18 protein-coding genes and 3 rRNA genes are annotated in these 26,293 nt (G+C 71.0%); 9 read left to right on the forward strand and 12 right to left on the reverse strand.

Annotation, left to right across the window (positions count from 1 at the left end):
- Positions 1-5: 5 nt before the first annotated feature.
- From CSPHI_RS11530 to yidC, 4 genes are all read left to right on the forward strand, one after another.
- Positions 6-761, forward strand: a complete 756-nt coding sequence (locus CSPHI_RS11530) for a DUF6474 family protein (RefSeq protein ID WP_245803316.1) — start codon at positions 6-8, stop codon at positions 759-761.
- Positions 762-913: 152 nt separating this feature from the next.
- Positions 914-2,590 (forward strand): alkaline phosphatase D family protein, encoded by a 1,677-nt coding sequence (locus tag CSPHI_RS11535; protein ID WP_075693455.1) that lies wholly within the window; start codon positions 914-916, stop codon positions 2,588-2,590.
- A 210-nt stretch (positions 2,591-2,800) separates the two neighbouring features.
- The gene (locus tag CSPHI_RS11540; protein WP_075693457.1) at positions 2,801-3,148 is read left to right on the forward strand and encodes a histone-like nucleoid-structuring protein Lsr2; all 348 of its coding nucleotides are present in this window, start codon (positions 2,801-2,803) and stop codon (positions 3,146-3,148) included.
- 64 nt (positions 3,149-3,212) lie between these two features.
- Positions 3,213-4,424, forward strand: a complete 1,212-nt coding sequence (gene yidC / locus CSPHI_RS11545; protein WP_075693459.1) for a membrane protein insertase YidC — start codon at positions 3,213-3,215, stop codon at positions 4,422-4,424.
- Here the strand turns inward: yidC and CSPHI_RS11550 are convergent.
- From CSPHI_RS11550 to CSPHI_RS11560, 3 genes are all read right to left on the reverse strand, one after another.
- Positions 4,366-5,004 (reverse strand): TetR/AcrR family transcriptional regulator, encoded by a 639-nt coding sequence (locus CSPHI_RS11550; RefSeq protein WP_075694061.1) that lies wholly within the window; start codon positions 5,002-5,004, stop codon positions 4,366-4,368. The two genes, yidC and CSPHI_RS11550, sit on opposite strands and share 59 nt — an antisense overlap.
- Positions 5,005-5,180: 176 nt before the next feature.
- Positions 5,181-5,471 (reverse strand): GlsB/YeaQ/YmgE family stress response membrane protein, encoded by a 291-nt coding sequence (locus CSPHI_RS11555; RefSeq protein ID WP_075693461.1) that lies wholly within the window; start codon positions 5,469-5,471, stop codon positions 5,181-5,183.
- Between the two features lie 285 nt (positions 5,472-5,756).
- Positions 5,757-6,662, reverse strand: coding sequence for a universal stress protein (locus tag CSPHI_RS11560; protein WP_075693463.1), 906 nt, complete (start codon positions 6,660-6,662; stop codon positions 5,757-5,759).
- A gap of 152 nt (positions 6,663-6,814) precedes the next feature.
- Between CSPHI_RS11560 and CSPHI_RS11565 the strand changes: the two genes are divergently transcribed.
- The 3 genes from CSPHI_RS11565 to CSPHI_RS11575 are packed head-to-tail and all read left to right on the forward strand — an operon-like array spanning position 6,815 to position 11,174.
- Complete coding sequence (locus CSPHI_RS11565; RefSeq protein WP_075693465.1) at positions 6,815-7,771, forward strand: pseudouridine synthase; 957 nt, start codon at positions 6,815-6,817, stop codon at positions 7,769-7,771.
- A 5-nt stretch (positions 7,772-7,776) separates the two neighbouring features.
- Complete coding sequence (locus CSPHI_RS11570; RefSeq protein WP_075693467.1) at positions 7,777-8,523, forward strand: ABC transporter ATP-binding protein; 747 nt, start codon at positions 7,777-7,779, stop codon at positions 8,521-8,523.
- Positions 8,520-11,174: an ABC transporter permease gene (locus tag CSPHI_RS11575; RefSeq protein ID WP_084210410.1), complete on the forward strand. Its 2,655-nt coding sequence runs from the start codon at positions 8,520-8,522 to the stop codon at positions 11,172-11,174. The genes CSPHI_RS11570 and CSPHI_RS11575 overlap by 4 nt, the downstream gene beginning before the upstream one ends.
- Here CSPHI_RS11575 and CSPHI_RS11580 read toward each other — a convergent pair.
- The 5 genes from CSPHI_RS11580 to CSPHI_RS11600 all read right to left on the reverse strand — a co-directional run bounded on the left by CSPHI_RS11580 (position 11,171) and on the right by CSPHI_RS11600 (position 18,868).
- On the reverse strand, positions 11,171-11,623 hold the full coding sequence (locus CSPHI_RS11580; RefSeq protein WP_245803317.1) for a DUF2871 domain-containing protein: 453 nt from the start codon (positions 11,621-11,623) through the stop codon (positions 11,171-11,173). The genes CSPHI_RS11575 and CSPHI_RS11580 overlap by 4 nt on opposite strands.
- 268 nt (positions 11,624-11,891) lie before the next feature.
- Positions 11,892-12,008 (reverse strand): 5S ribosomal RNA (gene rrf / locus CSPHI_RS11585).
- Positions 12,009-12,160: 152 nt separating this feature from the next.
- A 23S ribosomal RNA gene (locus CSPHI_RS11590) occupies positions 12,161-15,261 on the reverse strand.
- A 373-nt stretch (positions 15,262-15,634) separates the two neighbouring features.
- Positions 15,635-17,154 (reverse strand): 16S ribosomal RNA (locus CSPHI_RS11595).
- Together the 16S, 23S and 5S rRNA genes form the textbook arrangement of a ribosomal RNA operon.
- Positions 17,155-17,653: 499 nt before the next feature.
- A complete protein-coding gene (locus CSPHI_RS11600; protein ID WP_075693469.1) occupies positions 17,654-18,868 on the reverse strand; it encodes an MFS transporter in 1,215 nt (404 codons plus the stop codon).
- A gap of 163 nt (positions 18,869-19,031) precedes the next feature.
- Between CSPHI_RS11600 and CSPHI_RS11605 the strand changes: the two genes are divergently transcribed.
- Positions 19,032-20,420 carry an NYN domain-containing protein gene (locus tag CSPHI_RS11605; RefSeq protein ID WP_075693471.1) on the forward strand — a complete coding sequence of 463 codons (1,389 nt, stop codon included), beginning with the start codon at positions 19,032-19,034 and terminating at the stop codon, positions 20,418-20,420.
- A gap of 15 nt (positions 20,421-20,435) precedes the next feature.
- On the opposite strand, the gene CSPHI_RS11610 is transcribed toward CSPHI_RS11605, so the two are convergent.
- Positions 20,436-21,224, reverse strand: coding sequence for a PspA/IM30 family protein (locus tag CSPHI_RS11610; protein WP_075693473.1), 789 nt, complete (start codon positions 21,222-21,224; stop codon positions 20,436-20,438).
- 143 nt (positions 21,225-21,367) lie between these two features.
- Between CSPHI_RS11610 and CSPHI_RS11615 the strand changes: the two genes are divergently transcribed.
- The gene (locus CSPHI_RS11615) at positions 21,368-22,627 is read left to right on the forward strand and encodes a serine hydrolase (protein ID WP_075693474.1); all 1,260 of its coding nucleotides are present in this window, start codon (positions 21,368-21,370) and stop codon (positions 22,625-22,627) included.
- Positions 22,628-22,639: 12 nt separating this feature from the next.
- Here CSPHI_RS11615 and CSPHI_RS11620 read toward each other — a convergent pair whose 3' ends face one another.
- From CSPHI_RS11620 to dnaB, 3 genes are all read right to left on the reverse strand, one after another.
- Positions 22,640-23,023, reverse strand: coding sequence for a thioredoxin family protein (locus tag CSPHI_RS11620; protein ID WP_075693476.1), 384 nt, complete (start codon positions 23,021-23,023; stop codon positions 22,640-22,642).
- Positions 23,024-23,137: 114 nt separating this feature from the next.
- The gene (locus tag CSPHI_RS11625) at positions 23,138-24,229 is read right to left on the reverse strand and encodes an acyltransferase family protein (protein ID WP_169840413.1); all 1,092 of its coding nucleotides are present in this window, start codon (positions 24,227-24,229) and stop codon (positions 23,138-23,140) included.
- A 253-nt stretch (positions 24,230-24,482) separates the two neighbouring features.
- Positions 24,483-25,943, reverse strand: coding sequence for a replicative DNA helicase (gene dnaB, locus CSPHI_RS11630; RefSeq protein WP_075693480.1), 1,461 nt, complete (start codon positions 25,941-25,943; stop codon positions 24,483-24,485).
- Between the last annotated feature and the right edge of the window lie 350 nt (positions 25,944-26,293).

Consider the following 26,293-nt stretch of genomic DNA (forward strand, 5'->3'; position numbering starts at 1 on the left):
GGATCATGATGAGCTTCTTGGGCGATATCCGGGATCGGCGACGCGAGGGCAGGCTGGCGCTGAAGGCGGCCCGCACGAAGGCGAAGGAGGACGCCCGGCATGAGGCGAAGCTCAAGCGCCGCGCCCTCAAGCAGGGCCGCAAGGAGGAGGCCCGGCGGCTCAAGGCCGAGACCCGGGCCACCGAGCGCGGGGCCCGCCGGGCCGCCAAGCGGGACCGGAGCGCCCTGAAGCACCTGGACAAGATCCACGCCAAGCAGGCCAAGCAGGAGGCCAAGGCCGCCAAGGCCAAGCGCCGGCACCAGACGAAGCTGGCGGAGAAGGTCCTCGAGCAGCAGCGCCAGGCCGGGTTCGGCAAGGAGAAGGCGAAGAGCTGGATCGGCGGCGGCCGGCTGCTGCTGCCGGTGCTGGTGCCGCTGGCCTACCGGGGCGTGACCTGGCTGCAGAACCGCGGCCAGGAGTCCGAGGCCCGCCGGCTCGGGGTCACCGCCGACGCGGTGGCCCGGCACCCCGGCAACGGGGCCCCGCTGCTGGCCCGGATCGACGCGGTGCGCGATGCGGTGGACCGGCTGCGCTCCTCCGGCCTGGCCGGGGCGGTGGGCTTCGCCTCCGACGCCGACGACCGCCTCGACGTGCTCGTCGACGGGGTGAAGAACGCCGAGCATCTGCCGCCGCGGCAGCGTCGCCGCGCCCACGACTCCATCGCCGCGGAACTCGACGGCCTGGACTCCGAGATCATGGACCGGCTCGGCATCCGCGCCTGAGCGGGCCCACCCCCGCCGCACCCCCCGCGCGGTGACCGCGCGGCCGACCGCAGGTGACACCACGGTGAATTCCCCGGGAATTCCCCGCGCCACCTGCGGTTTTCCTCGTCCGCGAGATGATTTCCGGTGCCGGGGTGCGCTTGGGTGGTGCCGTGCCGAACACCACCACCCCGAACGCCCCGCTCCGCCCCAGCCGGCGCACCCTGCTGCGCGCCGGCGGCCTCGCCGGAATCGGCGGGCTGCTCACCACCCGCCCCGCCCCCGCCCCCGCCGACCCCGCCGCCGGGGCCCCCGGGGTCTTCGCCCACGGGGTGGCCTCCGGGGATCCGCTGCCGGATGCGGTGCTGCTGTGGACCCGGGTGACCTCGCATCCCGGGGACGTCCCCGGCGCCGGGGCCGGTCGCCCGGTGCCGCTGCGCTGGGAGGTCGCCGCCGACGCGGCCTTCACCCGGGTGCTCGCCGCCGGGACGGCGGTCTCCGACCCGGAGGCGGACAACACCGTCAAGGTCGACGCCACCGGGCTGCCCGCCGACGCCGCCCTGCACTACCGCTTCACCGTCGCCGCCGGGGAGCACGCCGGGCAGTCCATCACCGGCCGCACCCGCACCGCCCCGGCCGCCGGGGCGCCCGCGGGCCGGCTGGTGATCGGCCTGACCTCCTGCGCGAACTGGGAATCGGGCTATTTCGCCGCCTACCGGGACATGGCCGCCGACGAGGACATCGACGTCATCATGTGCGTCGGCGACTACATCTACGAATACGGCGCCGGGGAGTACGCCGGGAAACTCGGCCCGCTGCGCGAGCACCGGCCCGCCCACGAGATCCGCACCCTCGCCGACTACCGGCTGCGCTACGGCACCTACCGCACCGACCCGGATCTGCGGGCCGCGCACGCGGCGAAGCCCTGGATCGTCACCTGGGACGATCACGAGACCGCCAACGACTCCTGGTCCGGGGGCGCGGAGAACCACGATGACGCCGCCGAGGGCGACTGGGCCGCCCGCCGGGATGCGGCGATGCGCGCCTACCTGGAGTGGCTGCCGGTGCGCGCCACCGCCCCCGCCGCCGGCGGGCACCTCTACCGGACCCTGTCCTGGGGGGATCTCGCCGAGCTGGTGATGCTGGACCTGCGCAGCTACCGGGACCGGCCCCTGGAGTTCCGCGCGGTCGGCGGAATCGACGACTCCGGGCGCACCATGCTGGGCTCCGCCCAGTTCCGTTTCCTCGCCGACCGGTGGCGCAGTTCCACCGCCCGGTGGAACCTCGTCGGCAATTCGGTGATGTTCACCCCCGTGCTCATTCCGCCCATGCCGCCGCGGGCCGGCGCCGCGGTCGCCGAATTGCTCGGCCTGCCCGAGCAGGGCCTGCCCTACAACCTGGATCAGTGGGACGGCTATGCCGCGGAGCGCCGCCGGGTCATCGGGCTGCTCGATGCGGAGGGCATCGACAACGTCGTTTTCCTCACCGGGGACATCCATTCCTCCTGGGCCTGCGACGTGCCCCGCGAACCCGGGGACTACCCCGGCGCCGGGGTCGTCGCCGCCGAGATCGTGTGCACCTCGGTGTCCTCCCCGAATATCGACGACATCGTGGGCCTGCCGCAGCGCAACCCCATTTCCCGCGCCGCGGAGACCGCGCTGACCGGCGCGAACCGGCATTGCCGCTATCTGGAGTTCGATCACCACGGCTATGCCCGGGTCACCGTGGCGCCCGATGCGATCCTCGCCGAATACCGCTTCGTCGACGACAAGGCGAACCCGGCGGCGCGGGTGTTCACGCACCGCCGGTTCCGCATCCGCCGCGGCGCGCCCATCATGGCCGTCGATTAGCCGATTGCGGACGCGACCACGACCGCGTCATCAATTCCGCCTTTCCACCCATGCGGGGGATGATTCGGGGAACTCCCCCGTCGCTGCGCGATTTTTCGGACCATCCCATATACGATGGCATTCACGACGGCGGATACCGGTGCCGCGCCCGTGCGCGGGCGCCGGGAATTACCGCCCCCGACATCCACCACCACCTCGGAGGACAGCAGCATGGCCCGCAAGGAAATCACCCGCTATTTCGATGATCTCGACGGCACCCCGCTCGACGAGGATGACGTCAACGTGGTCCGCTTCGGCTACAAGGGCCGCCAGTACATGCTCGATCTCTCCGAGGAGAATGCCCGGAAATTCGACGAGGTGATGGCCGGCTACGTGGAGAAGGCCTCGCCCGTGGAGCCGGTGCAGCAGCGGGTGCGCCGCACCACCCGGAACACCAACGCGAACCGCAACCGCAACCGGATCATCCGCGAATGGGCGCGGCAGCAGGGCATCCAGGTCGCCGACCGCGGCGCCCTGTCCAAGGACGTGATCGCCAAGTACGAGGCGGCCCACGCCTAGGCGCCCGACTAGACTCCCATCCCGGGCCGGGGGCCGTCCCGGCCCGGGCTGAGGGGAGACGCCGGTGCTGCTGAGGCTGCTGTTCTACCCGCCGTACGCGGTGGGCCAGCTCTTCGCGTACCCGGTGTCGCTGGTGCTGCGCTTCTGGCACTGGCTGCTCGCCGACGTCATCCACCTCGCCGGTTCGGCGACCTGGGTGGCGTCGATTCTGCTGCTGGTGGCCACCGTGCGCGGGGCCCTGGCCCCGCTGGCCTACCGCTCCCAGCGCTCCGGGCGGATCCTGGTGCTGCTGCGGCCCCGGATGCGCGCCATGTCCCGGCGCTACCGCTACTACGGCGACCCGGACGCGGCGAAGTACCTGCGCTGGGGCCGGGAGGAGCTCAAGCGCGCCAACGGGGTGGCGCCCCGGGCGGGCTGCGTGATGCCCCTGGTGCAGGTGCCGGTGATCCTCGGCCTGTACCGGCTGGTCCGGGAGATGGCCTTCGGGGTGGGCGGGGACCGCCGCCCGCACCCGGTGAAGTTCATCCCCGCCGAGGACGTCGCCGGCTTCGCCGCCTCCTCCTTCCGCGGGGTGCCGCTGCCCGCCTACCCGGCGATGCCGGAACCGGGCCTGGTGCAGCTGGGGGTGACCCGGACCGGGGTAATGGAGCTGGCGCTGCCGCTGATCCTGATGGCCACGGTGCTCACCACCGCGAACATGTCCTGGAGCGTGCACCGGATGCGGCGCACCATGGACCGGGAGTCCCGCTTCGCCCGGACCATGCTGCCGACGATGGTCGTGCTCGCGTGCCTGGGCGCGGCCTTCCCCCTGCTCTTCGGCCTCTTCGGCCCGGCCCCGGTGGCGGTGATGCTCTACTGGGTGGCGAACAACCTGTGGACCAGCACCCAGTCCGCGGTGCTGGTGCTGGCCGTGGACCGGCGGCTGCCGCTGACCGGCGAGTTCCGGGACTACGCGGCGAAGGTGCGCGCCGAGCGCAAGGCCGTCCGCCGGGCCGGCCCGGAGATCGCCGCCGCCGCGGCCCGCGCGGAGCGGCAGCGCCGGCTGAAGGTGGCCCGGATGCGGGCGATGGTGGTGTGGCTGCGGCCGGCCGAGCAGCACCGGATCCCCGGCCCCGGCCCCGCCGAGGGCACCTGGCCGCTCGTGCTGGAGCTGCCGTCGGCGCCGGGGGAGCCGGTGCGCCGGGTGGCGGCCAACGCCGCCCCGCCGCGGTGGCCGCTCAATGGTCCGAATACACCAAATCCCGGGCCAGATCCCGGGCGGTCTGCAGGGGGGTGAGGTTGCCGGCCATCTTCGCGCCGGCCAGCCCCCCGTCGAGGAAGACCATGAGCATGTTCGCGTGCAGCGAGGCCTGCCCGCATTCGCGTTCCACGAGCAGCCCGCGCAGGGTCTCCCACACCCATTCCCGGTGCCGGGCCACGGTGGCCCGGATCTCGCGCTCGGAATCGGTCTCCGGGCGCGGGTACTCCCCGGCGGCGTTCTGGAAATGGGAGCCGCGGAAGCCGATCTGGGGCTGTTCGGCGATGCACACGTCGAAGAAGGCGAGGATCTTCTCCTCGGGGGTGTCCATCCCGTCGACCCGGGCGTCCCAGTTCGCCCGCCACATCTCGTCGAGGCGCTCCAGGTAGGCGATCACCAGGTTGTCCTTGGAGCCGAAGAGGGAGTACAGGCTGGCCTTGGCGACATCGGCCTCGCGCAGGATCCGGTCGATGCCGATCACCCGGATCCCCTCCGTGGTGAACAGCTCGGTGGCGCCGGCGAGGAGCCGCTCGCGGGGGCTGGGCCGGTTGCGGCGGCCGGCGCCGCCGCGGGAACCGCGGCCGCCCCGCACTCCCCTGCCCTGCGTCGCTTCAGCCACCTCGTGCACCAACCCTTCCGGATCCGCTTTCCTCGGTCGCCCCATTTTAACCGGGTGCGCCGCCCGGCGGGGCTCCCGCACCGTACGAACCGGGCTGTCCGCCGGCGGGCACGGGAAAACCCCGCCCCCGGGAGGTCCCGGGTGGCGGGGTCGCCGTCGTGCTACGCGGGGTCCGCTTAGCGCTTCTTGGTCACCAGGCCGACGATCCACAGCAGGATGACGGCGCCGAGCAGGCAGGTCAGGAAGGACCAGATCCAGCCGCCGGAGCCGATGCCGAACAGGGTCAGCACCCAGCCGCCGATGAAGCCGCCGATGATGCCGACGAGGATGTTCAGGCCGAGGCCCATCTGGGCGTCGGTGCCCATGATCTTGGAGCCGATCCAGCCGGCGAGGCCGCCGATGATGATCCAGCCGATGAAGCCGAGGGCCGGGGTGCCCTCAGCGGCGAGAAGCAGGGTGTCAGTCATGATGGTTAACCTTTCGTCAGGAACGCGGCCCGCCGGATCGGCGGGACGCGGCGTGTCCGGCTCCCAGTATAGGGTAACCGGGATTAAAAGAGGGTAACAAAGAGTTAACAATTATGCCAGGACGGTGGGAAGGCGGGGCCACGCGGGCGAAGCGGGCGCCCGGGTGGCCCGGATCCGGGCAGGAGACGCCCGCATCCGCGCACCCATGCGGCATTCGGGCGCCGGACGCGATCGGGCCCCCGGCGCCGGGACGGCGCCGGGGGCCCGATCGATCCGCGAGGGGCGCTACTTCACGTCGCCCTCCACCGGGCGCACCACCATCAGCGGGCAGGGCGCGGCCTGCAGCAGCGCACGGGAGGTGGAGCCGAGCAGCATGCCGCGGAAGCCGCCACGGCCATGGGAGCCGACCACCAGCAGCTGGGCGCCCTCGGCGGCGTCGCACAGCGCCCGCACCGGACGGTCCCGGGTGACCACCCGGGTGACCTTGACATCCGGGAACTTCTCCGACCAGCCGGCCAGGCGGTGGCCGAGCAGCGCGTTCTGCTCCTCCTCCACCACCTTCCACTCCTGCTGGGCGGCGGCCAGCCCCGCCAGGGAGGCCTGCACCTGCATATCCATCCAGGTGTGCACCGCGACCAGCTCCGCACCGCGGGCGTCGGCCTCCCGGAAGGCGTGCTCGATGGCGCGCTGGGAGACCCCGGAGCCGTCCACGCCGACCACGATCGGGCCGTACTTGGTCTCCTCGGTGACGTCATTGTCCTCCCGGACCACCACCACCGGGCAGGCGCCGTGGGAGACCACCGCGGCGGAGACGGAGCCCATCACCATGCCGGAGAGCCCGCCCAGGCCCCGGGAGCCCATCACGATCATGGTGCACTGCTCGGAGAGGTCGAGCAGCATGTCGATCGGCGAGCCCTCCTCGATCTGGTGGGAGACCTCCACGCCCGGCGCGAAGCCCTCCGCCACCGCCCGGGCCTCGTCGATCTTCTCCATGGTCTCGGCCTCGAGATCGTCGTAGAGCTCCTGCGGCGGCACCATGCCCTCCGCGTAGAGGAACTGCGGCATCGAGTAGCTGCTCACCAGGCGCAGCGGCACGCCGCGCTTCACCGCGGCGTTGGCGGCCCACCGGACCGCGGTCTTCGCCGCCTCCGAACCGTCGACGGCGCAGACGATGATGTCCTGCTTGGGCATTGTGCCCTCTCCCTCCTCCCGGTGCCGCCCGAGACGGGGGCCCGGATAGCGTCGCTTCCAACCCCAACGGTACCCCCGGCGCGGAACGCTTTCCAGGGTTCCGGTTGCGGTTGACCGGGCCCGGGCCCCACCCGGCGCGCTACCCTGCGGGCATGTCCCCCCGTCGCCGCCGAGGCGCCCCGCTGCCGCCCCGCGGCGGCCTCACCGCCTCCCGGGTGCGCTGCCCCGCCGAGGGCGTCACCGCCGGCGAGCTCATCGCCGCCGCGGTGGCCGGGCAGCGCCGCCGGCACCCCGCCGATGACGCGGCCGCGGTCGCCGCCCGCTTCGCCGCCGGCGAGGTCGTCGACGCCGCCGGCCGCCCGGTGGCCCCGGAGGAGATCCTCCCCGCCGGCGCCGACCTGTGGTTTCGCCGGATGCCCGCCCCGGAGCGGACCATCGCCGGGCCGATGCCGATCGTGCACGCCGATCCGCGGGTGGTGGTCGTCGACAAACCGCCCTTCCTGGCCACCACCCCCCGCGGGGCGCATATCACCGAAACCGCGGTGGTGCGGCTGCGCCGGACCCTCGGCGAGGAGGAGCCGACCCCGGCGCACCGCCTGGACCGGCTCACCTCGGGCCTGCTGCTCTTCATCCGCCGGCCCGCCGATCGGGGCGCCTACCAGGAGTTGTTCGCCACCCCCGGGGCGGTGACCAAAATCTACGAGGCGCGCACCCCCGCCCCGGGGCGCCCGATCCCCGCCGGGACGGAGCTGGCCACCCGGCAGGAGAAGATCCGCGGGGTGCTGCGGGCGCGCACCATCGCCGGCGAGCCCAATGCGCGCACCATCGTCGAGTCGGTGCGCGAGCTCGGCGACGGCACCGCGGTGTGGCGGCTGCGGCCGCTCACCGGGCGCACCCACCAGCTGCGGCTGCACCTGGCGGAGGCCGGCTGCCCCATCCTCGGCGACCCCCTCTACCCGGAGATCGCGCCCGCGGCGGAGGAGGACCCGGCGCGGCCGCTGCACCTGCTCTGCCGCACCCTCGCCTTCGCCGATCCGCGCACCGGGGAGCGCCGGGAGTTCCACTCCCGCCGCGACCTTCACAGCCCCGCCGCGCCGGTGCCATACTGAGCCCCATGCACGCCGAGCAGCCCCCCGCCCCCGCCGCCCGCGCCCGCGGCCTGACCAAGCGCTACGGCGCCGGCGACACCGCGGTCACCGCCCTGGACGGGGTGGACGTGGACTTCGCCGCCGGGGAGTTCACCGCCATCATGGGCCCCTCCGGCTCCGGCAAGTCCACCCTCATGCACTGCATGGCCGGCCTGGACGCGCCCACCGCCGGCGAGGTGCGCATCGGCGGCACCGATCTCGCCGGCCTCGACGACCGGGGGCTCACCGCGCTGCGCCGGGACCGGCTCGGCTTCGTCTTCCAGTCCTTCAACCTGGTGCCCACGCTCAGCGCCGGGGAGAACATCACCCTGCCCGCGGACATCGCCGGGCGGCGGGTGGACCGGCCCTGGTTCGAGGAGGTCACCTCCCGGCTGGGCCTGGCCGGGCGGCTGGGGCACCTGCCCGCGGAGCTCTCCGGCGGCCAGCAGCAGCGCGTCGCCCTGGCCCGGGCCCTGGCCGGCCGGCCGGAGCTCATCTTCGGCGACGAGCCCACCGGCAACCTCGACTCCAACGCCTCCCGGGAGGTGCTCGCCATCCTGCGCGCCGCGGTCGACGAGATGGGCCAGACCGTGGTGATGGTCACCCATGATCCGGTCGCCGCCGCCTGGGCGGATCGGGTGCTCTTCCTCGCCGACGGCCGGATCGTCGACGATCTGCGGGCCCCGGACCGGGAGGCCATCCTCGCCCGGATGGCCGGGATCGAGGCGCCGTGACCCGCTCCCCGATGCTGCGGATCGGGGTGCGCACCCTCGCCGCGCACAAGCTCCGCCTCGCCCTGACCGTCATCTCCGTGGTGCTCGGCACCGCCTTCATCACCGGCGCCATGGTCTTCACGCAGACCCTCTCCGCCGCCTTCGACGACGTCGTCGCCGGGGAGTACGCCGGGGTGGACGTGATCGTCGAGGCCGGGCCCGGGGCGGGCCTGGACGAGGCCGCGATAGCCGATATCGCGGGCACCCCCGGGGTGCGCGCGGTGCGCGAATCCACCGGCCTGGACGCGATCGTGCTGACCGGGGCGGACGGGGCCCGGCTGCGCACCCCCGTCTCCCCGCAGGGCCGGCCCGCCCAACGCACCTGGTTGGACGGCTCCCCGGTGGTCTACGACACCGGGTCCGCCCCGGAGGGCCCCGAGGAGGTCGCCCTGGACCGGCGGGCCGCCGAGGCCGGCGGCGCGGGCGTCGGCGACCGGATCACCGTGGTCACCGCCCGGGATCGCGCCGAACTCACCGTCAGCGGGGTGTTCCGGCCCCGGCCCGGCTCCACCCGGCCGCTGGCCGCCGTGGACCCGGCGCTGTGGCGGCGGCTCTACGCCCCCGCCGGCGGGGTGCCCCGGCTGCTGCTCGGCGTGGACGGCAGCCGCTCGCCGCAGCGGGTGGCCGCCGCGATCGCCGCCGCGCACCCGGACGCCGAGGTCAGCACCGGGGCGGACCGGGTGGCGCAGAGCTCCGCGGACACCGCGGAGCAGCTCGACTTCGTCAACTACTTCCTCGTCGCCTTCGGCCTCATCGGCCTGGTCACCGGCGCGTTCATCATCGCCAACACCTTCGCCATGCTGGTCGCCCAGCGGATCCGCGAATTCGCGCTGCTGCGCGCCATCGGCGCGGCCCGGGCGCAGCTCACCCGCTCCGTGCTCGCCGAATCCGCCCTCGTCGGCCTGGTCGGCTCCGCCCTCGGGGTGGCCGCCGGCTTCGGCCTGGTGCGGGTGCTCACCGCGGTGCTGGAGGCCACCCTGGGCATGCCCGCCCCGGCGCTGGCCTGGTCCCCGGCGGCGATCCTGGTGCCGGCGGCCGCCGGGGTGGCGATCACGGTGCTCGGCGCCTGGGCGCCGGCGCATCGGGCCGGGGCGGTGCCCCCGGTGGCGGCGATGCGCGCCGGGGACGCCGCGGCCGCGCCGCTGCGGGCGCGCACCCTCGCCGGCGCGGGCTGCCTCGCGCTCACCCTGGTCGCCGTGGCCGTCGCGCTGGGGATCGACGCCGAGGAGACCAGGCCCCGGGCGATCCTGGTCGGGGTGGGCGCCCTGGCCGCGCTGTTCGCCGCCTGGTTGGCCGGGCCCGCGCTGGCCCGGATCGGGGCCGCCGGGATCGGCCGGGTGCTCGGCGCCCCCTTCGGGGCGGTGGGCCGGCTCGCCGCGACGAACTCCCGGCGCAACCCCCGCCGCGCCGCGGCCACCGCCTTCGCGCTCACCCTGGGCCTGGCCCTGGTCACCTCGGTGGGCATGCTCGGCGCCTCCATGAAGGAGTTCACCACCGGCATGCTCGACGAGGACTTCCGCGCCGACCTCATCGTCTCCGCGCCGATGACCTCCGAAATGCCGCTGCCCGACGGGGTGCGCGCCGCGGTCGAGCAGGTCGACGGGGTCACCGGCGCCGCCTCCTTCGCCCTGGCCCCGGTCGCGGTGCTCGACCCCGGGGACGCGGAGCGGATCCTCGCCGCCGCTGCGGCCGCCGGCTACGGCCCCGAGGCCGACCCGGCCGGCGGCGCCGCCGATCCGGGCGGCGATGCCGGGGCCGCCGGGCGGCCGCCGTCCGGGATGGGCGGTCTGCAGCCCTTCTTCGACGGCGACCTGGGCCGCTGGTACTCCCTGCACGCGACCGCCGGCTCCCTGGATCTGGGCGCCCCGGATGCGGGGGTGGTGGTCAACGAGCGCACCGCCCGGGACAACGGCTGGACCCTGGGCTCCGATGTCGCGGTGCTCACCCCCACCGGGGCGGTGGCCACCTCCATCACCGGGGTGCACGACGGGGAGACCGCGCCGGTGATGATCGCCCGCGGCATCCTCGGCGTGGCCCGCCCGGGGTGGTTGGGCGTGCGGGAGATCTACCTCTCCGTCGCCGGCGGCGCCGATGCCGGCGATGCGCCGGTGCCCGCCGCGGTGCGCGCCGCGGTGGAGGACGCCGCCGACCCCTTCCTCATCCCGGAGGTGCGGGACCGGGCGGAGTACGCTGACCAGGTCGCCGGGGGCATCGACCGGATGCTCGCCGTGGTCTACGCCCTGCTGGGCCTGGCGATCGTCATCTCGGTGCTGGGCATCCTCAACACCCTGGCGCTGTCCGTCATCGAGCGGCGTCGGGAGATCGGGATGCTGCGGGCCATCGGCATGCAACGCGCCGGCCTGCGCACCATGGTGGTCCTGGAGTCGGTGCAGGTGGCCCTGTTCGGGGCGGTGCTGGGCATGGCCCTGGGCCTCGCCCTGGGCTGGGCCTTCCTGCGGGTGGTCTTCGCCGCGGACGCGGTGATCGCGGTGCCCTGGGGGCTGCTCGCGGTGACCTTCGCCGGCGCCGCGGCGGCCGGGGTGGTGGCCGCGGCGTGGCCCGCGGCCCGGGCGGCGAAGGTGCCGCCGCTGGCCGCGATGGCCGAGGACTAGGCGGCCTCCGGGGCCTGGGCGTCCCGGTACCCGGCGATCCGGACCCGCTTGCCGAGGATGACGAAGAACAGGGCGAAGGACACGGTGAGCAGGATGTGGCCGACCCCGGCCAGGCCGGACCACATGGCGGTCCAGGCCTCACCGTTGCCGGTGGCGTGCACGATGCCGTTGGCGGTCATGAAGCCGATGGTCCAGAACAGGGCGATGTTGTGCAGCCAGAACCAGAGCGTGAAGTTCGGGTGCGCGGAGAGCCGGAAGGAGCGCTCCAGCAGCAGCGCGATGAGGAAGAACAGCACGCCCAGGCTCATCAGGTGCGTATGCAGGGTGTTGAGCTGGGTGTTGCCGCCGGCGCCGTCGAAGACGCGGGTGAACTCCCGGTAGAACACCCCGGCGGAGAGCCCGAGGATGAGGTAGACGACTGCGGCGACGTAGAGCTTCTTCATTCCCATGGCGATCACGCTACGCGGCAAACGGGCGAACCCGGCACACCGGGCCGGGGCCCCGGGGGGACCGCGGTGCCCATGTGAGTGTTCGGGCAGATATTTGCCGGTCGAACCCGGATATGCGAAAGGCCCCGGACCCGCCCGTCACGGGCGGCTCCGGGGCCGGCCGGGGTGCGGCGGCCTGCCCCCCCCCGGGTACGCCGAACGCCCCCGGGGTGCCGGGCCCCTTGTGGGGGCCGGGCGCCTCGGGGGCGTCGGGTCGTGCTTGGTTTGTGGCCGGCGGTGTCCTACTCTCCCACACCCTCCCGGGTGCAGTACCATCGGCGCTGGCGGGCTTAGCTTCCGGGTTCGGAATGGGACCGGGCGTGGCCCCGCCGCTTTCGCCACCGACACGTGTTACGGGAAACCCACCAAAAAAGCACTACATGCCTATGGTGGGCGGTGTTGTCCCAGATACTGGATGGTGGACGCGAGCACAAGCTCTATTCTTCGTGTTGTCGTGCGCACACCTCGACCCGTTGCTCCCACCGCTGGGGGTGGGGGGTTGTGGTGTGGTCGGTCTATTAGTACCGGTCACCTCCACACCTTGCGGTGCTTCCAGATCCGGCCTATCAACCCAGTAGTCTGCTGGGGACCTCAAAAGAAACCTGATCTTGGAACAGGCTTCCCGCTTAGATGCTTTCAGCGGTTATCCCTTCCGTACGTAGCCAACCAGCCATGCCCCTGGCGGGACAACTGGCACACCAGAGGTACGTCCGTCCCGGTCCTCTCGTACTAGGGACAGCCTTCCTCAAGTTTCCACGCGCGCGGCGGATAGAGACCGAACTGTCTCACGACGTTCTAAACCCAGCTCGCGTGCCGCTTTAATGGGCGAACAGCCCAACCCTTGGGACCTACTCCAGCCCCAGGATGCGACGAGCCGACATCGAGGTGCCAAACCATCCCGTCGATATGGACTCTTGGGGAAGATCAGCCTGTTATCCCCGGGGTACCTTTTATCCGTTGAGCGACACCGCTTCCACAAGCCAGTGCCGGATCACTAGTCCCTACTTTCGTACCTGCTCGACCTGTCAGTCTCACAGTCAAGCTCCCTTGTGCACTTACACTCAACACCTGATTGCCAACCAGGCTGAGGGAACCTTTGGGCGCCTCCGTTACTCTTTAGGAGGCAACCGCCCCAGTTAAACTACCCACCAGGCACTGTCCCCGACCCGGATAACGGGCCAAGGTTAGACATCCAATCCGATCAGAGTGGTATTTCAACAACGACTCCACGACCACTGGCGTGGCCGCCTCACAGTCTCCCACCTATCCTACACAAACCGAACCGAACACCAATGCCAAGCTATAGTGAAGGTCCCGGGGTCTTTTCGTCCTGCCGCGCGTAACGAGCATCTTTACTCGTACTGCAATTTCGCCGGGCCTGTGGTTGAGACAGCAGGGAAGTCGTTACGCCATTCGTGCAGGTCGGAACTTACCCGACAAGGAATTTCGCTACCTTAGGATGGTTATAGTTACCACCGCCGTTTACTGGGGCTTAAATTCTCCGCTTCGACCACTTACGTGATCTAACAGGTCCTCTTAACCTTCCAGCACCGGGCAGGCGTCAGTCCGTATACCTCGACTTACCCGTCTTCGCACGGACCTGTGTTTTTAGTAAACAGTCGCTTCCCTCTATTCTCTGCGGCCGAAGCCGGCTTGCCACGCTAGGCGGGTCACCGGCCGCGGCCCCCCTTCTCCCGAAGTTACGGGGGCATTTTGCCGAGTTCCTTAACCACAGTTATCCCGATCGCCTCGGTATTCTCTACCTGACCACCTGTGTCGGTTTGGGGTACGGGCCATGACATCACATCGCTAGAGGCTTTTCTCGGCAGCATCGGATCACCGACGTCCCCACTACGGGTACGCGTCACGTCTCACCCTTCAAGCGCGGGCCGGATTTACCTGGCCCGCGGGCTACACGCTTGCACCACCACTTCCATCTGGTGGCACGGCTACCGTCCTGCGTCACCCCATCGCTTGGCTACTACCAGCTCAGGTCCCCTGCATCCACGCGCCCGCGGATGCCGGCCCCGAAGGGCCGGCGGCGGATGCGCTTCAGGAGGGTTAGTATCACTGATTCACCAGGGGCGCGATATCACGGGTACGGGAATATCAACCCGTTGTCCATCGACTACGCCTGTCGGCCTCGCCTTAGGTCCCGACTCACCCTGGGAAGATTAGCTTGACCCAGGAACCCTTGGTCATTCGGCGGAGGAGGTTTCCACTCCTCATTCGCTACTCATGCCTGCATTCTCACTCGTGCACGCTCCACCACGGGTCACCCCTGCGGCTTCACAGCACGTACACGACGCTCCCCTACCCAGCACGCCACGAGGGCGCACTGCCGCGGCTTCGGCGGTATGCTTGAGCCCCACTACATTGTCGGCGCGGGACCACTCGACCAGTGAGCTATTACGCACTCTTTCAAGGATGGCTGCTTCTAAGCCAACCTCCTGGTTGTCTTCGCGATCCCACATCCTTTTCCACTTAGCATACCCTTAGGGGCCTTAGCCGGCGATCTGGGCTGTTTCCCTCTCGACTACGAAGCTTATCCCCCGCAGTCTCACTGCCGTGCTCTGACCTCACCGGCATTCGGAGTTTGGCTGATGTCGCTAAGATGATAGTCCCGCTAAACCAACCAGTAGCTCTACCTCCAGGAGGAAACGCACGACGCTGCACCTAAATGCATTTCGGGGAGAACCAGCTATCACGGAGTTTGATTGGCCTTTCACCCCTACCCACAGCTCATCCCCTCAGTTTTCAACCTAAGTGGGTTCGCGCCTCCACGACGTCTTACCATCGCTTCACACTGGCCATGGGTAGATCACCCCGCTTCGGGTCCAGGACATGCCACTAACACACCCTCGTTAGGATTCGCTTTCGCTACGGCTACCCCACGAAAAGGGTTAACCTCGCGACATGCCGCTGACTCGCAGGCTCATTCTTCAAAAGGCACGCCATCACCCCACACGGAGGCTCTGACGGATTGTAGGCACACGGTTTCAGGTACTATTTCACTCCCCTCCCGGGGTACTTTTCACCATTCCCTCACGGTACTATCCGCTATCGGTCACGGAAGGTATTCAGGCTTACCGGGTGGTCCCGGCGGATTCACAGCGGATTCCACGAGCCCGCTGCTACTCGGGGATCACGCCACACAGGATATGAACATGCTTTCACGTACCGGGCTCTCACCGTCTACGGCAGGCGATTCCACGCACTTTCCGCTAACACATCCACACCCCGGGCAGGACAGTCAGATCCCACCACGGGCGGCCCCACAACACCACACGCGCAACCCCTGACCGGTATCACACGCGCGCGGTTTAGCCATCATCCGCGTTCGTTCGCCACTACTAACGGAATCACAATTGTTTTCTCTTCCTGCGGGTACTGAGATGTTTCACTTCCCCGCGTCACCACCACGCACCCTATGAATTCAGATGCGGGCGACCGCCCATAACGACGGCCAGGTTTCCCCATTCGGACACCCTCGGATCAACGCTCAGTTGGCAGCTCCCCGAGGCTTAACGCAGCCTCTCACGTCCTTCATCGGCCTTCCATGCCAAGGCATCCACCGTGCGCCCTTGAACACACACACAACAAAAAAATCAAGGAACACACACAACAAAAAAAAAGATGCTCGCGTCCACTATCCAGTTCTCACACAACACCACCCGACGCCGGCAACCGGAGACCACAAGCCTCCGCCGCCACCCGACGGGCGCAACACAACAAGGGACGTGTCGTCCCAGACACCCGACAGCATGCCGACGCACCACCTGCGCACCCCACCGGCGACCCCGACAACAGGGCCACCCACCACCACAGGGCGACCCGGACCACACGGCCCGGGCAAGCACGGCGCACCACGACTTCCCCGGCGGACGGCGTCCACCCGAAAACAAAAAACGCGCACCACCAGCCGGCCCACAGGACCACGCCAATGACGCGACTACAAAAATAACTCCTTAGAAAGGAGGTGATCCAGCCGCACCTTCCGGTACGGCTACCTTGTTACGACTTCGTCCCAATCGCCGATCCCACCTTCGACAGCTCCCCCCACAAGGGTTGGGCCACTGGCTTCGGGTGTTACCGACTTTCATGACGTGACGGGCGGTGTGTACAAGGCCCGGGAACGTATTCACCGCAGCGTTGCTGATCTGCGATTACTAGCGACTCCGACTTCACGGGGTCGAGTTGCAGACCCCGATCCGAACTGAGACCGGCTTTCAAGGGATTAGCTGAACCTCACGGCATCGCAACCCACTGTACCGACCATTGTAGCATGTGTGAAGCCCTGGACATAAGGGGCATGATGATTTGACGTCATCCCCACCTTCCTCCGAGTTGACCCCGGCAGTCTCTCACGAGTCCCCACCATAACGTGCTGGCAACATGAGACAAGGGTTGCGCTCGTTGCGGGACTTAACCCAACATCTCACGACACGAGCTGACGACAACCATGCACCACCTGTATACGAGCCACAAGGGAAACCGTGTCTCCACGGCGATCCCGTATATGTCAAGCCCAGGTAAGGTTCTTCGCGTTGCATCGAATTAATCCACATGCTCCGCCGCTTGTGCGGGCCCCCGTCAATTCCTTTGAGTTTTAGCCTTGCGGCCGTACTCCCCAGGCGGGGCGCTTAATGCGTTAGCTACGGCACGGACCCCGTGGAAGGGACCCACACCTAGCGCCCACCGTTTACGGCATGGACTACCAGGGTATCTAATCCTGTTCGCTACCCATGCTTTCGCTCCTCAGCGTCAGTTACTGCCCAGAGACCTGCCTTCGCCATCGGTGTTCCTCCTGATATCTGCGCATTTCACCGCTACACCAGGAATTCCAGTCTCCCCTACAGTACTCAAGTTATGCCCGTATCGCCTGCACGCCCGGAGTTAAGCCCCGGAATTTCACAGACGACGCGACAAACCACCTACGAGCTCTTTACGCCCAGTAATTCCGGACAACGCTCGCACCCTACGTATTACCGCGGCTGCTGGCACGTAGTTAGCCGGTGCTTCTTCTCCATCTACCGTCAGAAAACCTTCGTCGATGGTGAAAGGAGTTTACAACCCGAAGGCCGTCATCCCCCACGCGGCGTCGCTGCATCAGGCTTCCGCCCATTGTGCAATATTCCCCACTGCTGCCTCCCGTAGGAGTCTGGGCCGTGTCTCAGTCCCAATGTGGCCGTCCACCCTCTCAGGCCGGCTACCCGTCGACGCCTTGGTAGGCCATTACCCCACCAACAAGCTGATAGGCCGCGGGCCCATCCTGCACCGAAAAACTTTCCACCAGCACCCTACGTGCTGGTCCTATCCGGTATTAGACCCAGTTTCCCAGGCTTATCCCGAAGTGCAGGGTAGGTCACCCACGTGTTACTCACCCGTTCGCCACTCGTGTACCCCCGCAAGCGGGGGCCTTACCGTTCGACTTGCATGTGTTAAGCACGCCGCCAGCGTTCGTCCTGAGCCAGGATCAAACTCTCCACAAAAGCTTTTAAGCGAAAAGCCCGAAAACTGGCAAAAAGAACAAACAACAAACCAGGACCCAAACAGACCCCAGTCTGGCGTATTGTCCAAAAAACGCGCGCACCCGAAGCCCTTGACGGGGAACAAACCGGGCACACGCTCATCAGTGATTGTTTCAAGAGCCCCTGAAAAAGACTCCCGGCACCATCACCGGAAAAATAAGTAGTACATCGGCACACTATCGAGTTCTCACACAACACGCGCACACCCGGACAACCGGACCACTCCGGCGCCCCAGGCAGCAAGAGAAGATTCTAACCACACCCGCCGCAACCAGTCAAACCGGCCGTCGGCTCGTGATGATGAGCATCTCCCCCGTGGTCCGCGCCCCGCATCCCCCGCATCCCTTCCGGGACCCGGCGGCACCGCGGCGCGCTGACCAGGAGAACACTACACACGGCCTTCACGCTTCCGCAAACCCGCAGGCAGTGGGGTGGAAAGGGCCCTTCCCCGGCACCCCGCTCAACCCCGGTCCAGGGTGCCCGAACGCGAGGCCGCGGCCGCCCCCGCCCCGGCGAGGCCCATGAGCACCCCCGCGGAGAGGAACACCGACCCCGCGCCCATCGCCGCCGCGCCCAGCCCCGCCAGGGGCGGCAGCGCCACCTGCGCCAGGCGGTTGCCCATCAGCCGCACCGACAAGGCGGTGGCCCGATCCGCCGGCCCGGCCAGCTGGGACACCCAGGTCATGGTCATCGGCATCACCAGCCCCCAGGCGAACCCGCATACCGCCGTCGCCACCGCCAGGGGCCCCACCCCGCCCAGCCAGGGCATCGCCGCCAGCGCCGTGGCCCCGGCGAACACCGCCGGCACCAGCACCAGGTCCCGGCGCGCGCGGCGCAGGATCCACGGCATCAGCGCCCGGGAGACCACCGCCATCCCGGAGCGGGCGGCCAGCACCACGGTCACCGCCCCCACGGAAAGGCCCAGCTCGCGGCCGAGCACCGGCATGTACGCGGTAAGCAGATCGATGGCCACGATCACGCTCACCGAGGCGAACATCGCCGGGGCCATCCCACGATGCCGCAGGATCCGCCACGCCCCCTCATGGGCCTGCGGCCCCGCCGCGGCCGGGGCCCCCGCCGCATCCCGGGCGCCGGCCGCGATCACCCGGTACCGGCCCGCGGTCGCCCAGCCGCCGAGCAGGGCGAGCACCCCGAGCACGGTGAGCGCGAGCAGCGCCGGGGTGGTCGCCACCGCGTCCGGGGACCCGCCGCCGCGGGCGGCGATCCACCCGGAGAAGACGATGCCCACCAGCTGCCCCACGGAGATGCCCAGGGTGAACTGGGCGAAGGCGGAGTCCAGGCCGCGGGCCCCGCCGCGCAGGCCCGCGACCATGCCCTGGGCGGCGACCAGGGTGAGCATATGGGCGAAGCCCATCAGGGCGTAGCCGGCGAGCAGCGGCCACAGGGTGGGGGAGAGCGCCATCAGCAGCGGCGCCGCCGCGGTGGCGATCAGGCCCGCACGCAGCACCCCCGGGGCCCGGCCGCCGTCGACCCGGCGGCCGGCGGGCAACGCCACCAGCAGCGGCACCAGGGAGAACACCGCGGTGAACCAGCCGATGGTGCGGGCGTCGCCGCCCTGCTCCAGCACCCGGTAGCTGAGCAGCACCCGGCCGCCGTTGAACACGGCCTGGGCGACCACGCTGACCGCCGTCAGCCGCAGGAACCAGGACCGCACCCGTGCCTCCCTTTTCCGCGCGTGACCAGCATCCCCCGCCAACCTACCCCCGCGCCGCGCGCGCCCGCGGCGCGCGCCCGGGGGCGCGGGCCCGCCCCGGTAGTGCATCCTGGGGAGTGCAACGAAATGAATTAGCGCACTGTGAAACGGAATGAAGGAGCCCATGCTTGAACGCACGCTCGTATACGTCGACACGTCTTATCTGCTCGCCAGCTTCTACAACTCGTGGGAGACCGGGGCCCGCGGCCAGCTGGAGATCGATCTCCGCGAGGTGGTCCATGTCCTGGACCGGATGATCACCGCGCAGCTGGATCAGCCGGTGCAGCGGCAGCTCTGGTACGACGGGCTGCCCGAGTCCGGACCGCACCGCTACCAGCGGCAACTGCGCACCATCGACGGGGTCCGGCTGCGCGCCGGCCAGCTCATCGAATGGGGCGACCGGCGCACCCAGAAGGCGGTGGACACCCGCCTGGTGGCCGATATGGTGATCGCCGCGCTGCGCGACCAGGTCACCGACATGGTGCTGGTCTCCGGGGACGCGGACATGCTGCCCGGGGTCAACGAGGCCGCCGGCGCCGGGGTGCGGGTGCACCTCTACGGCTTCGGCTGGGACTCCATGTCCTCGGCCCTGCGGCACGCCTGCGACACCACCACGATCCTCGACCCGCGCGAGGACTTCGCCGAATGCATGCAGCTCAACGTGCTGGAGGGCCCGTTGCCGCCGGTGGTGCGGGCCAAGCCGGTGGGCGATGCCGAACCCCCGGAGGACCTCGGCGCCACCCCGGTGGCGGAATTCCGCGGGGGCGCGGACCGCACCGGCGCCGCCCCGGAGGGCTCCGCCCCGGCGGCGGAGGTCGCCAAGGATCCGGACCCGGCGCCGGCCGACGGGGGCGACTGCGCCCCCGCCCCGGCCACCCCCACGGCCCGCGCCCCGGAACCGCAGCCCACCCCCGACGCCGGCGCCCGACCGGGCTCCGCGGCGGCGGCGGAGTCCGACCACGGCGACTCCGGGACCCCCGCGGCCAGCCCCGCGCCGGCGGAGCCGGCCACGGCGGCACCGGCGGGGGACGCCGCAGCGGACCAGCCCGCCGGGACCGCGGAACCGGACCGGCCCGGGGCCGACGGGGACCCCGCCGAGGATCCCGGGGAGGCGGCGGCGGACCCGGAAGCCGAGCCGGCGGAGGCCCCGGGGCCGAAGCCGGCGCCGCGGCCGAACCCGTCGATGATGGCGCCGCGGCGGAAGCTGCGCTCCCGCTACGTGCCGCTGCCGAATGAGGTGTGGGGCTCCGCCGGGTTCCAGACCCCCTTCGACGTGGGCAAGCAGTACGCCAGCTGGTGGTTCGAGTCCGCGGCCACGGAGGCGCAGCGCGATGACGCGCATCTGCTCTCCGGCGGCGGGCTGCCCGCGGACATCGACCGGCCGCTGCTGCAGTTCGCCTGCGAGACCCTGCACGAGTACACCCTCGACGAGGGCCAGCGGGTCAACCTGCGCGACGGCTTCCACGCCGGGATTCGGGCGATCCTGCTCACCCGGAAGCGCGACGGGCGCTAGCCCCGGCGGCCCCGCTCAGCCGCGGTCGGCCCCGCCGTCGGCGGCGGGGTCCTCGCCGGCGGTGAGCTCCCCGGGGGCGTCCCCGCCGGCCAGCTCGGCGCGGATCTCGGCCAGCCGGGCGCTCGCCCGGGCGTCGGCGACCCCGGCCTCCACCTCGGCCATCCGGCCGTCCGCGGAGCCCTCGGCGAGCTCCTGGGCGCCCAGGGCGTTGGCGTAGCGGGACTCGATCTTCGCCCGCACCTCGTCCAGGGTCGGCGCGGAGGACTCCTTCGCCCGGGCCCGCACCCCGTCCAGGGCGGCGGCCGCCTGCTCCTGCATCGCCGCCTGGTCGGCCTGCGCCTCCAGCTCCCGGATGGTGCCGGAGAGCTCCCGGTACTCCTCCTGGGAGCGCTTCGCCTGGGCCTGCGCCTCCTCCGCGGCCCGCCCGGCGCGCTCATGCGCCTCGGCGGTGTCGGCGAGCTCCTGCTCCACGGTGACCAGCTGCGCGGCCAGCGCCTGGGCGGTGCCCTCCAGCTCCGCGGCGCGGGCCTCGTCCCCGGCGGCGCGGGCCCGCTCGGCCTGGGCGAGCGCCCCGCGGGCGCCCTCGGCGAGCTTGTCGCGCTCCTTGCCCAACCGGCCCAGGGTGAGCTCCAGCTGATTGCGGTTGCCGATCACCGCGGCGGCCTGCTCCTGGATCGCCCGGTGGCGCTCCTTGGCGGCCTCCGCGGCCTGGTGGATCTGCACCTTGGGGTCGGCGTTGTCCTCGATCGACTTGTCGAAGGACGCCATCAGGTACTTCCAGCCCTTCGAGAAGGGGTTGGGCATCGCTCTCTCCTTTGGCTCGTGCGCCGGCCCGGTCCACCACCGGCCGATCACCGCCAATGCTACGGGCCGACCCGGGCCCGCGCGGGCGCTATCCGGGACGCTCAGGGCACCCTCACCACCGGCTCGCGGTATCATCCAGCCTCATGTCCACCACGCGGTTGCTGCGCCGCATCCCCGCCGCCGCCGCGGTCGCCGGGCTGGCCCTCGCCGGCCCGGGCGCCGCCGCGGCCCCGGCCGCCGAGGCCGAGCCCGCCGCGGATGCGGCGCGCACCCGCTGGGCGGCCCCCGCCGCCGAGGCGTCCACGAGCGTCCCCCGGACCACCGGGAAGGCCCCGGCGAAGACCCGCGGGGGCGACTCCCCCGGGCGGGGCGGCGCGCGGGGCAAGGGCACCGCGACGAGGACCCCCGCGGGGGAGTCCGGCACCGCCACGCGCACCCCGGGCCCGGCGCCGCGGCCGGCGGCCTGGGCGACCACGCCCGCCGCCGACGCCCCGCCGGTGGACTACGCCGCGATCGGGGAGGCGATGGCCGAGGTCACCGAGGAGCTGGAGGCCTCCGGGGCGCGGATCGGGGTGGCGCTGCTGGACCGGGCCACCGGCCGGGTGGTCGCCAACGAGCGCGGCGGGGAGTCCTTCATGCTGGCCAGCCTGGTGAAGGTGTTCATCGCCGAGGTGGTCGGCTACACCAACTACACCCCGCCGGAGGGCTCCGGGATCGCCGCCGGATCCGGGGAGATGCCGCAGGCGGGCTACCCGGACGCGATGCTGCGCGACGACATGATCCGGCTCTCCGACAATGAGGCGACCACCGCGCTGTGGGCCCGCTACGGGGGCGCGGAGATCATGGACAGCATCCGCACCCGCTACGGGCTGTCTGAGGCCACCGTCAACGGGCCGAACTGGTCCTCGGTGCAGGCCTCCCCGGAGGACATGGTGCGCTTCTACGACGGGGTGCTCTCCGGCACCGGGGGGATGTCCGAGGCGGAGACCGACTACTTCACCCGGCTGCTGCTGTCGCTGCCGAAGTACTCCTACGGGGGCATGGACCAGGACATCGGGATCCGGGCGGCGCTGCCCGATGAGGAGGTCGGCCAGAAGAACGGCTGGGTGGATCCGCTGATGCGCACCAGCGCCGGGTTCTTCGGCGAGGATCGGCGCTTCACCATGGCGGTGCTCACCTCCGGGGTGGACCGGCCGGAGGCGCTCACCGAGGCGGTGGCGGCGATCCTGGGGGATCGGCTGCCCGGCCACGGGGCGCCGGCGACGGCCGCCGCCGTGCGCCCCGCCGCCTCCGGCGGGGCGCCGGCGGGGCTGCTCGCCCTGGGCGGGCTGGCCCTGGCCGGGGGCGGGTTCGCCCTGGGCTGGGGGCTGCGCCGCAACGCGGCCGCCTGGGCCGCGGAATAGCGGCGCGGGCGGTCAGGCGCCGGCGCCGGGGTTCTGCCGCATCTGCTCCTCGACCTGGCGGCGCACCTCGGCCATGTCCAGCTCCCGGGCCTGGCGGAGCAGATCGTCGATCGCCTCACCGGGGATGGCCCCGGGGTTCTGGAAGAGCAGCACCCCGTCGCGGAAGAGGAACAGGGTGGGGATGGACTGGATGCCCAGCGCCGCGGAGATCTCCTGGTTGGCCTCGGTGTCCAGCTTGGCGAAGACCACGTCGTCATGGCGCTCGGAGGCGGCCTCGTAGATGGGCGCGAACTGGCGGCAGGGGCCGCACCAGCTGGCCCAGGCATCGACGAGGACGATGCCCTCGCCCTGGACGGTCTCCGCGAAATTGGCGTTGGTCACGTCGATGGTGGCCATGGTGGGTAGCTCCTCGGGGTAGTCGGGGGTGTCGGCGGTCGCGCCGGTTCCGGCGCGCTCGACGGGTGCAACGGACACCCCCGGGGGTTTGTTCCCGACCCCGCCGGGCGCGGCTCAGCCGGCGTGGCGCAGACGCTCCGGGCGGGCGAAGAGCCAGCGCCCGCCATGGGCCATGAGCAGCCGGTGCACGCCCAGGCAGGCGGCGATCCCGGCGAGGGCGAGCAGCACCGGCTGCCCGGGCAGGCCCGGGTCGGCGGGCAGCACCAGGTTCGCCAGGAAGACGATCGCGGCCATCAGCGGGATGTGCATGAGGAACACCGGCAGGGTGCGCGCGCCGAGCCGGCGGAAGGGCTCGATGAGCGGGGTGCCCTCGGCCATGGCGATCAGGTTCACCGCGGCGGTCACCCCGACCAGGGACAGCGCGAAGCGCAGCAGGCCGGTGTTGCCCTCGTTGAAGGTGTCGTGGGTGGCCAGGATCCAGCCCGCCCCGGCGGCGTAGAGCGCCACCGCCGCGGCCGGCACCAGCGGGTTGCGCCGGGCCACCATGGCGAAGATCCACGGGGCGGCGTACATGCCGATCAGGTAGAACACGTACATCTGGGTCATGAAGTTCCAGGACCAGCTCACCGGGGCGAAGGGGGCGAGGACGTTGAGCGCCGCGGCGGCGGCGATCTGGATGCCCGGGTGCACCTTCGCGGTGGCCTTGGAGGCGACCGCGAACATGGCCAGGGCGTAGAGGAACCACAGGTAGCTGGTGGGCTCCACCACGGCATGGGCCATCCGGGCGGCCAGCCGCGGCCAGGCCAGGGGATCGGCGATCTCCGGGGCGGCGAGGATGCCCGGCTCGTCGACCCGGGTGCGCGGGATCAGCGCGTGGAAGATCTCGCGCACCGGCACCCAGATGACGTAGAGCCAGACCATCACCCAGATCCGGCGGTCGGCCAGCCGCGGCCAGGATTCGGAGAGCGCCTTGGCGGCGAAGAGCCCGGAGGCGAGGAAGAACAGGGGCATCCGCACCGGGCCGAGGATGAAGTTCACCTGGGCCCAGATCCCGGTGGCGTAGCCGTGGTTGGCCAGTTCGGTGATCGCGTGGCCGATGACCACGAGCACGATGCACAGGCCCTTGGCGGCGTCCACCCACTGCACGCGCCGCCGCGGCCGCGCGGGCGCGGCGGCGGCGGTGGTCCGTGGGGCGGGCTGGGGCACGGCGGGCATCTCCTGGGCGGGGCGGGGCCGGGGGCGCGTCCGGGCCCCGGCGCCGGATACGCGCGCCCGCCCCCGCGGCGGCGCCGTGGGGGCGGGGTGGGCGGGCCGCGGGATGGTGCGTTCCGCGGCCGCGAGCCGGGCCGCGGGATGGTGGCGGCCGCGGCCCGGGGTGCGCCGCGGGCGGGTGGGCCCGCGGACGCGCCCAAGGTTACCAGCCGTCATCATCGGGTCAAGCCCCGCCCCGGGGCCGGGGTCAGGGCCCCTTGTGCATGTTGGTGAAGCGGGAGTAGTGCAGCTGGGAGGCGACGGTGACCACGCCGAGGGGGCCGCCGCGGTGCTTGGCCACGATGATGTCGGCCTCCCCGGCGCGTTCATGGGACTCCTCCTGGGCCTGCGAATCGGGCCGGTAGAGCAGCAGCACGATGTCCGCGTCCTGCTCCAGGGAGCCGGATTCGCGCAGATCGGCGACCTGGGGGCGTTTGTCGGTGCGGGCCTCGGGGCCGCGGTTGAGCTGGGAGATGGCCACCACCGGCACCTCCAGCTCCTTGGCCATCAGCTTGAGGTGCCGGGAGAACTCGGAGACCTCCTGCTGCCGGGACTCGACCTTCTTCCCGGAGCTCATCAGCTGCAGGTAGTCCACCACGATGAGGTCCAGGTCGTGCTTCTGCTTGAGCTGCCGGGCCTTGGAGCGGATCTCCATCATGGTGAGGTTCGGCGAGTCGTCGATGAAGAGCTTCGCCTCGCTCCAGGCGTCCAGGCCGTCGATCAGCCGGCCCCATTCGGCCTCGTCGAGGCGGCCGCCGCGCATGTTCGCCAGCGGCACCTTCGTCTCCGCGGAGAGGATGCGCATCATGATCTCGGACTTGGACATCTCCAGGCTGAAGATCACCGAGGTCTTGCCGTGCCGGATCGACGCCGAGCGCATGAAGTCGATGGCCAGGGTGGATTTGCCGACGCCGGGGCGGGCGGCGACGATGATCATCTGGCCGGGGTGCATGCCGTTGGTGAGCTCGTCGAGGTCGCCGAAGCCGGTGGGCACGCCCCGGGCGAGGCCGCCGTCCTGCTGCAGCAGGCGCAGCTCCCCGAACACCGGCTCCAGCAGCTCCGCCATGGAGGAGTAGTCGGTGGTCTCCGAGGACTGGTTGAGCTCCAGGATCTCCTGCTGGGCGGCGTCGACGAGCTTCTCCGCCTCGGTGTCCTCCGCCCCGGCGTAGCCGATCTGGGCGATCCGGGTGCCGGCCTCCACCAGCCGCCGGATGAGCGACTTCTCCGCCACGATCCGCGCGTAGTAGTGCGCGTTGGCGGCGGTGGGCACCATCGCGGTGAGGGTGTGCAGGTAGGGGGCGCCGCCGATCCGCTCCAATTCGCCGAGCTTGTCCAGCCGGCCGGCGACCAGGATCGGGTCCACCTCGGAGGTCTCCCCGTAGAGGTGCAGGATCGCCTCGTAGATGGTCTGGTGCGCGGGCCGGTAGAAGTCGGCGGTGCGCAGCATGGAGTAGACGTCGGCGATCACCGCCGGGTTGAGCAGCATCCCGCCGAGCACCGCCTGCTCGGCCTCGATGTTGTGCGGGGGCTTGCGGTCGAAGGCGGGTCCGCCGGCGGATTCGCCGCGGCGCCGGTAGTCGGCCGCCGGGTCCTCCGGCGGCGGGGGCGGGTCGTCGAAGGAGACGCCCGCGGGCTCCTCCGGAACCGGGTGCTGGGGGCTGCTCGTCATCGTCGCCGTCGCTTCCTCTCCGCCGGCCGCCTCCTGGCGTGGCCACCACATGCTAGACCACCCCGGGACGGCGCGGCCCCCGCGGGGGCGCGCCGGGTGCCCCGCCGGCGGCGGGGCCCCGGGGCACCCGCCGGGGCCGGTCATCCACCGGGTTATCCACAGGCCCTGTGGACGGTCCTGTGGACAACCCCGGGGCCGAAAGTGAATAACCGGTGAATGCGCAGGTGGTGCCGCCGGGGGAGGGGCCGCACCATCCGCCGCAGCGGGCCCATGACCTGCAATGACGGTACATATCCGCAGGTGGGGCGGTGTTTCCGGTCCGGGTTAGCCCCTGCTTCCCCAATAGTCAC

It is taken from the genome of Corynebacterium sphenisci DSM 44792 (genome assembly GCF_001941505.1).
GTDB lineage: Bacteria > Actinomycetota > Actinomycetes > Mycobacteriales > Mycobacteriaceae > Corynebacterium > Corynebacterium sphenisci.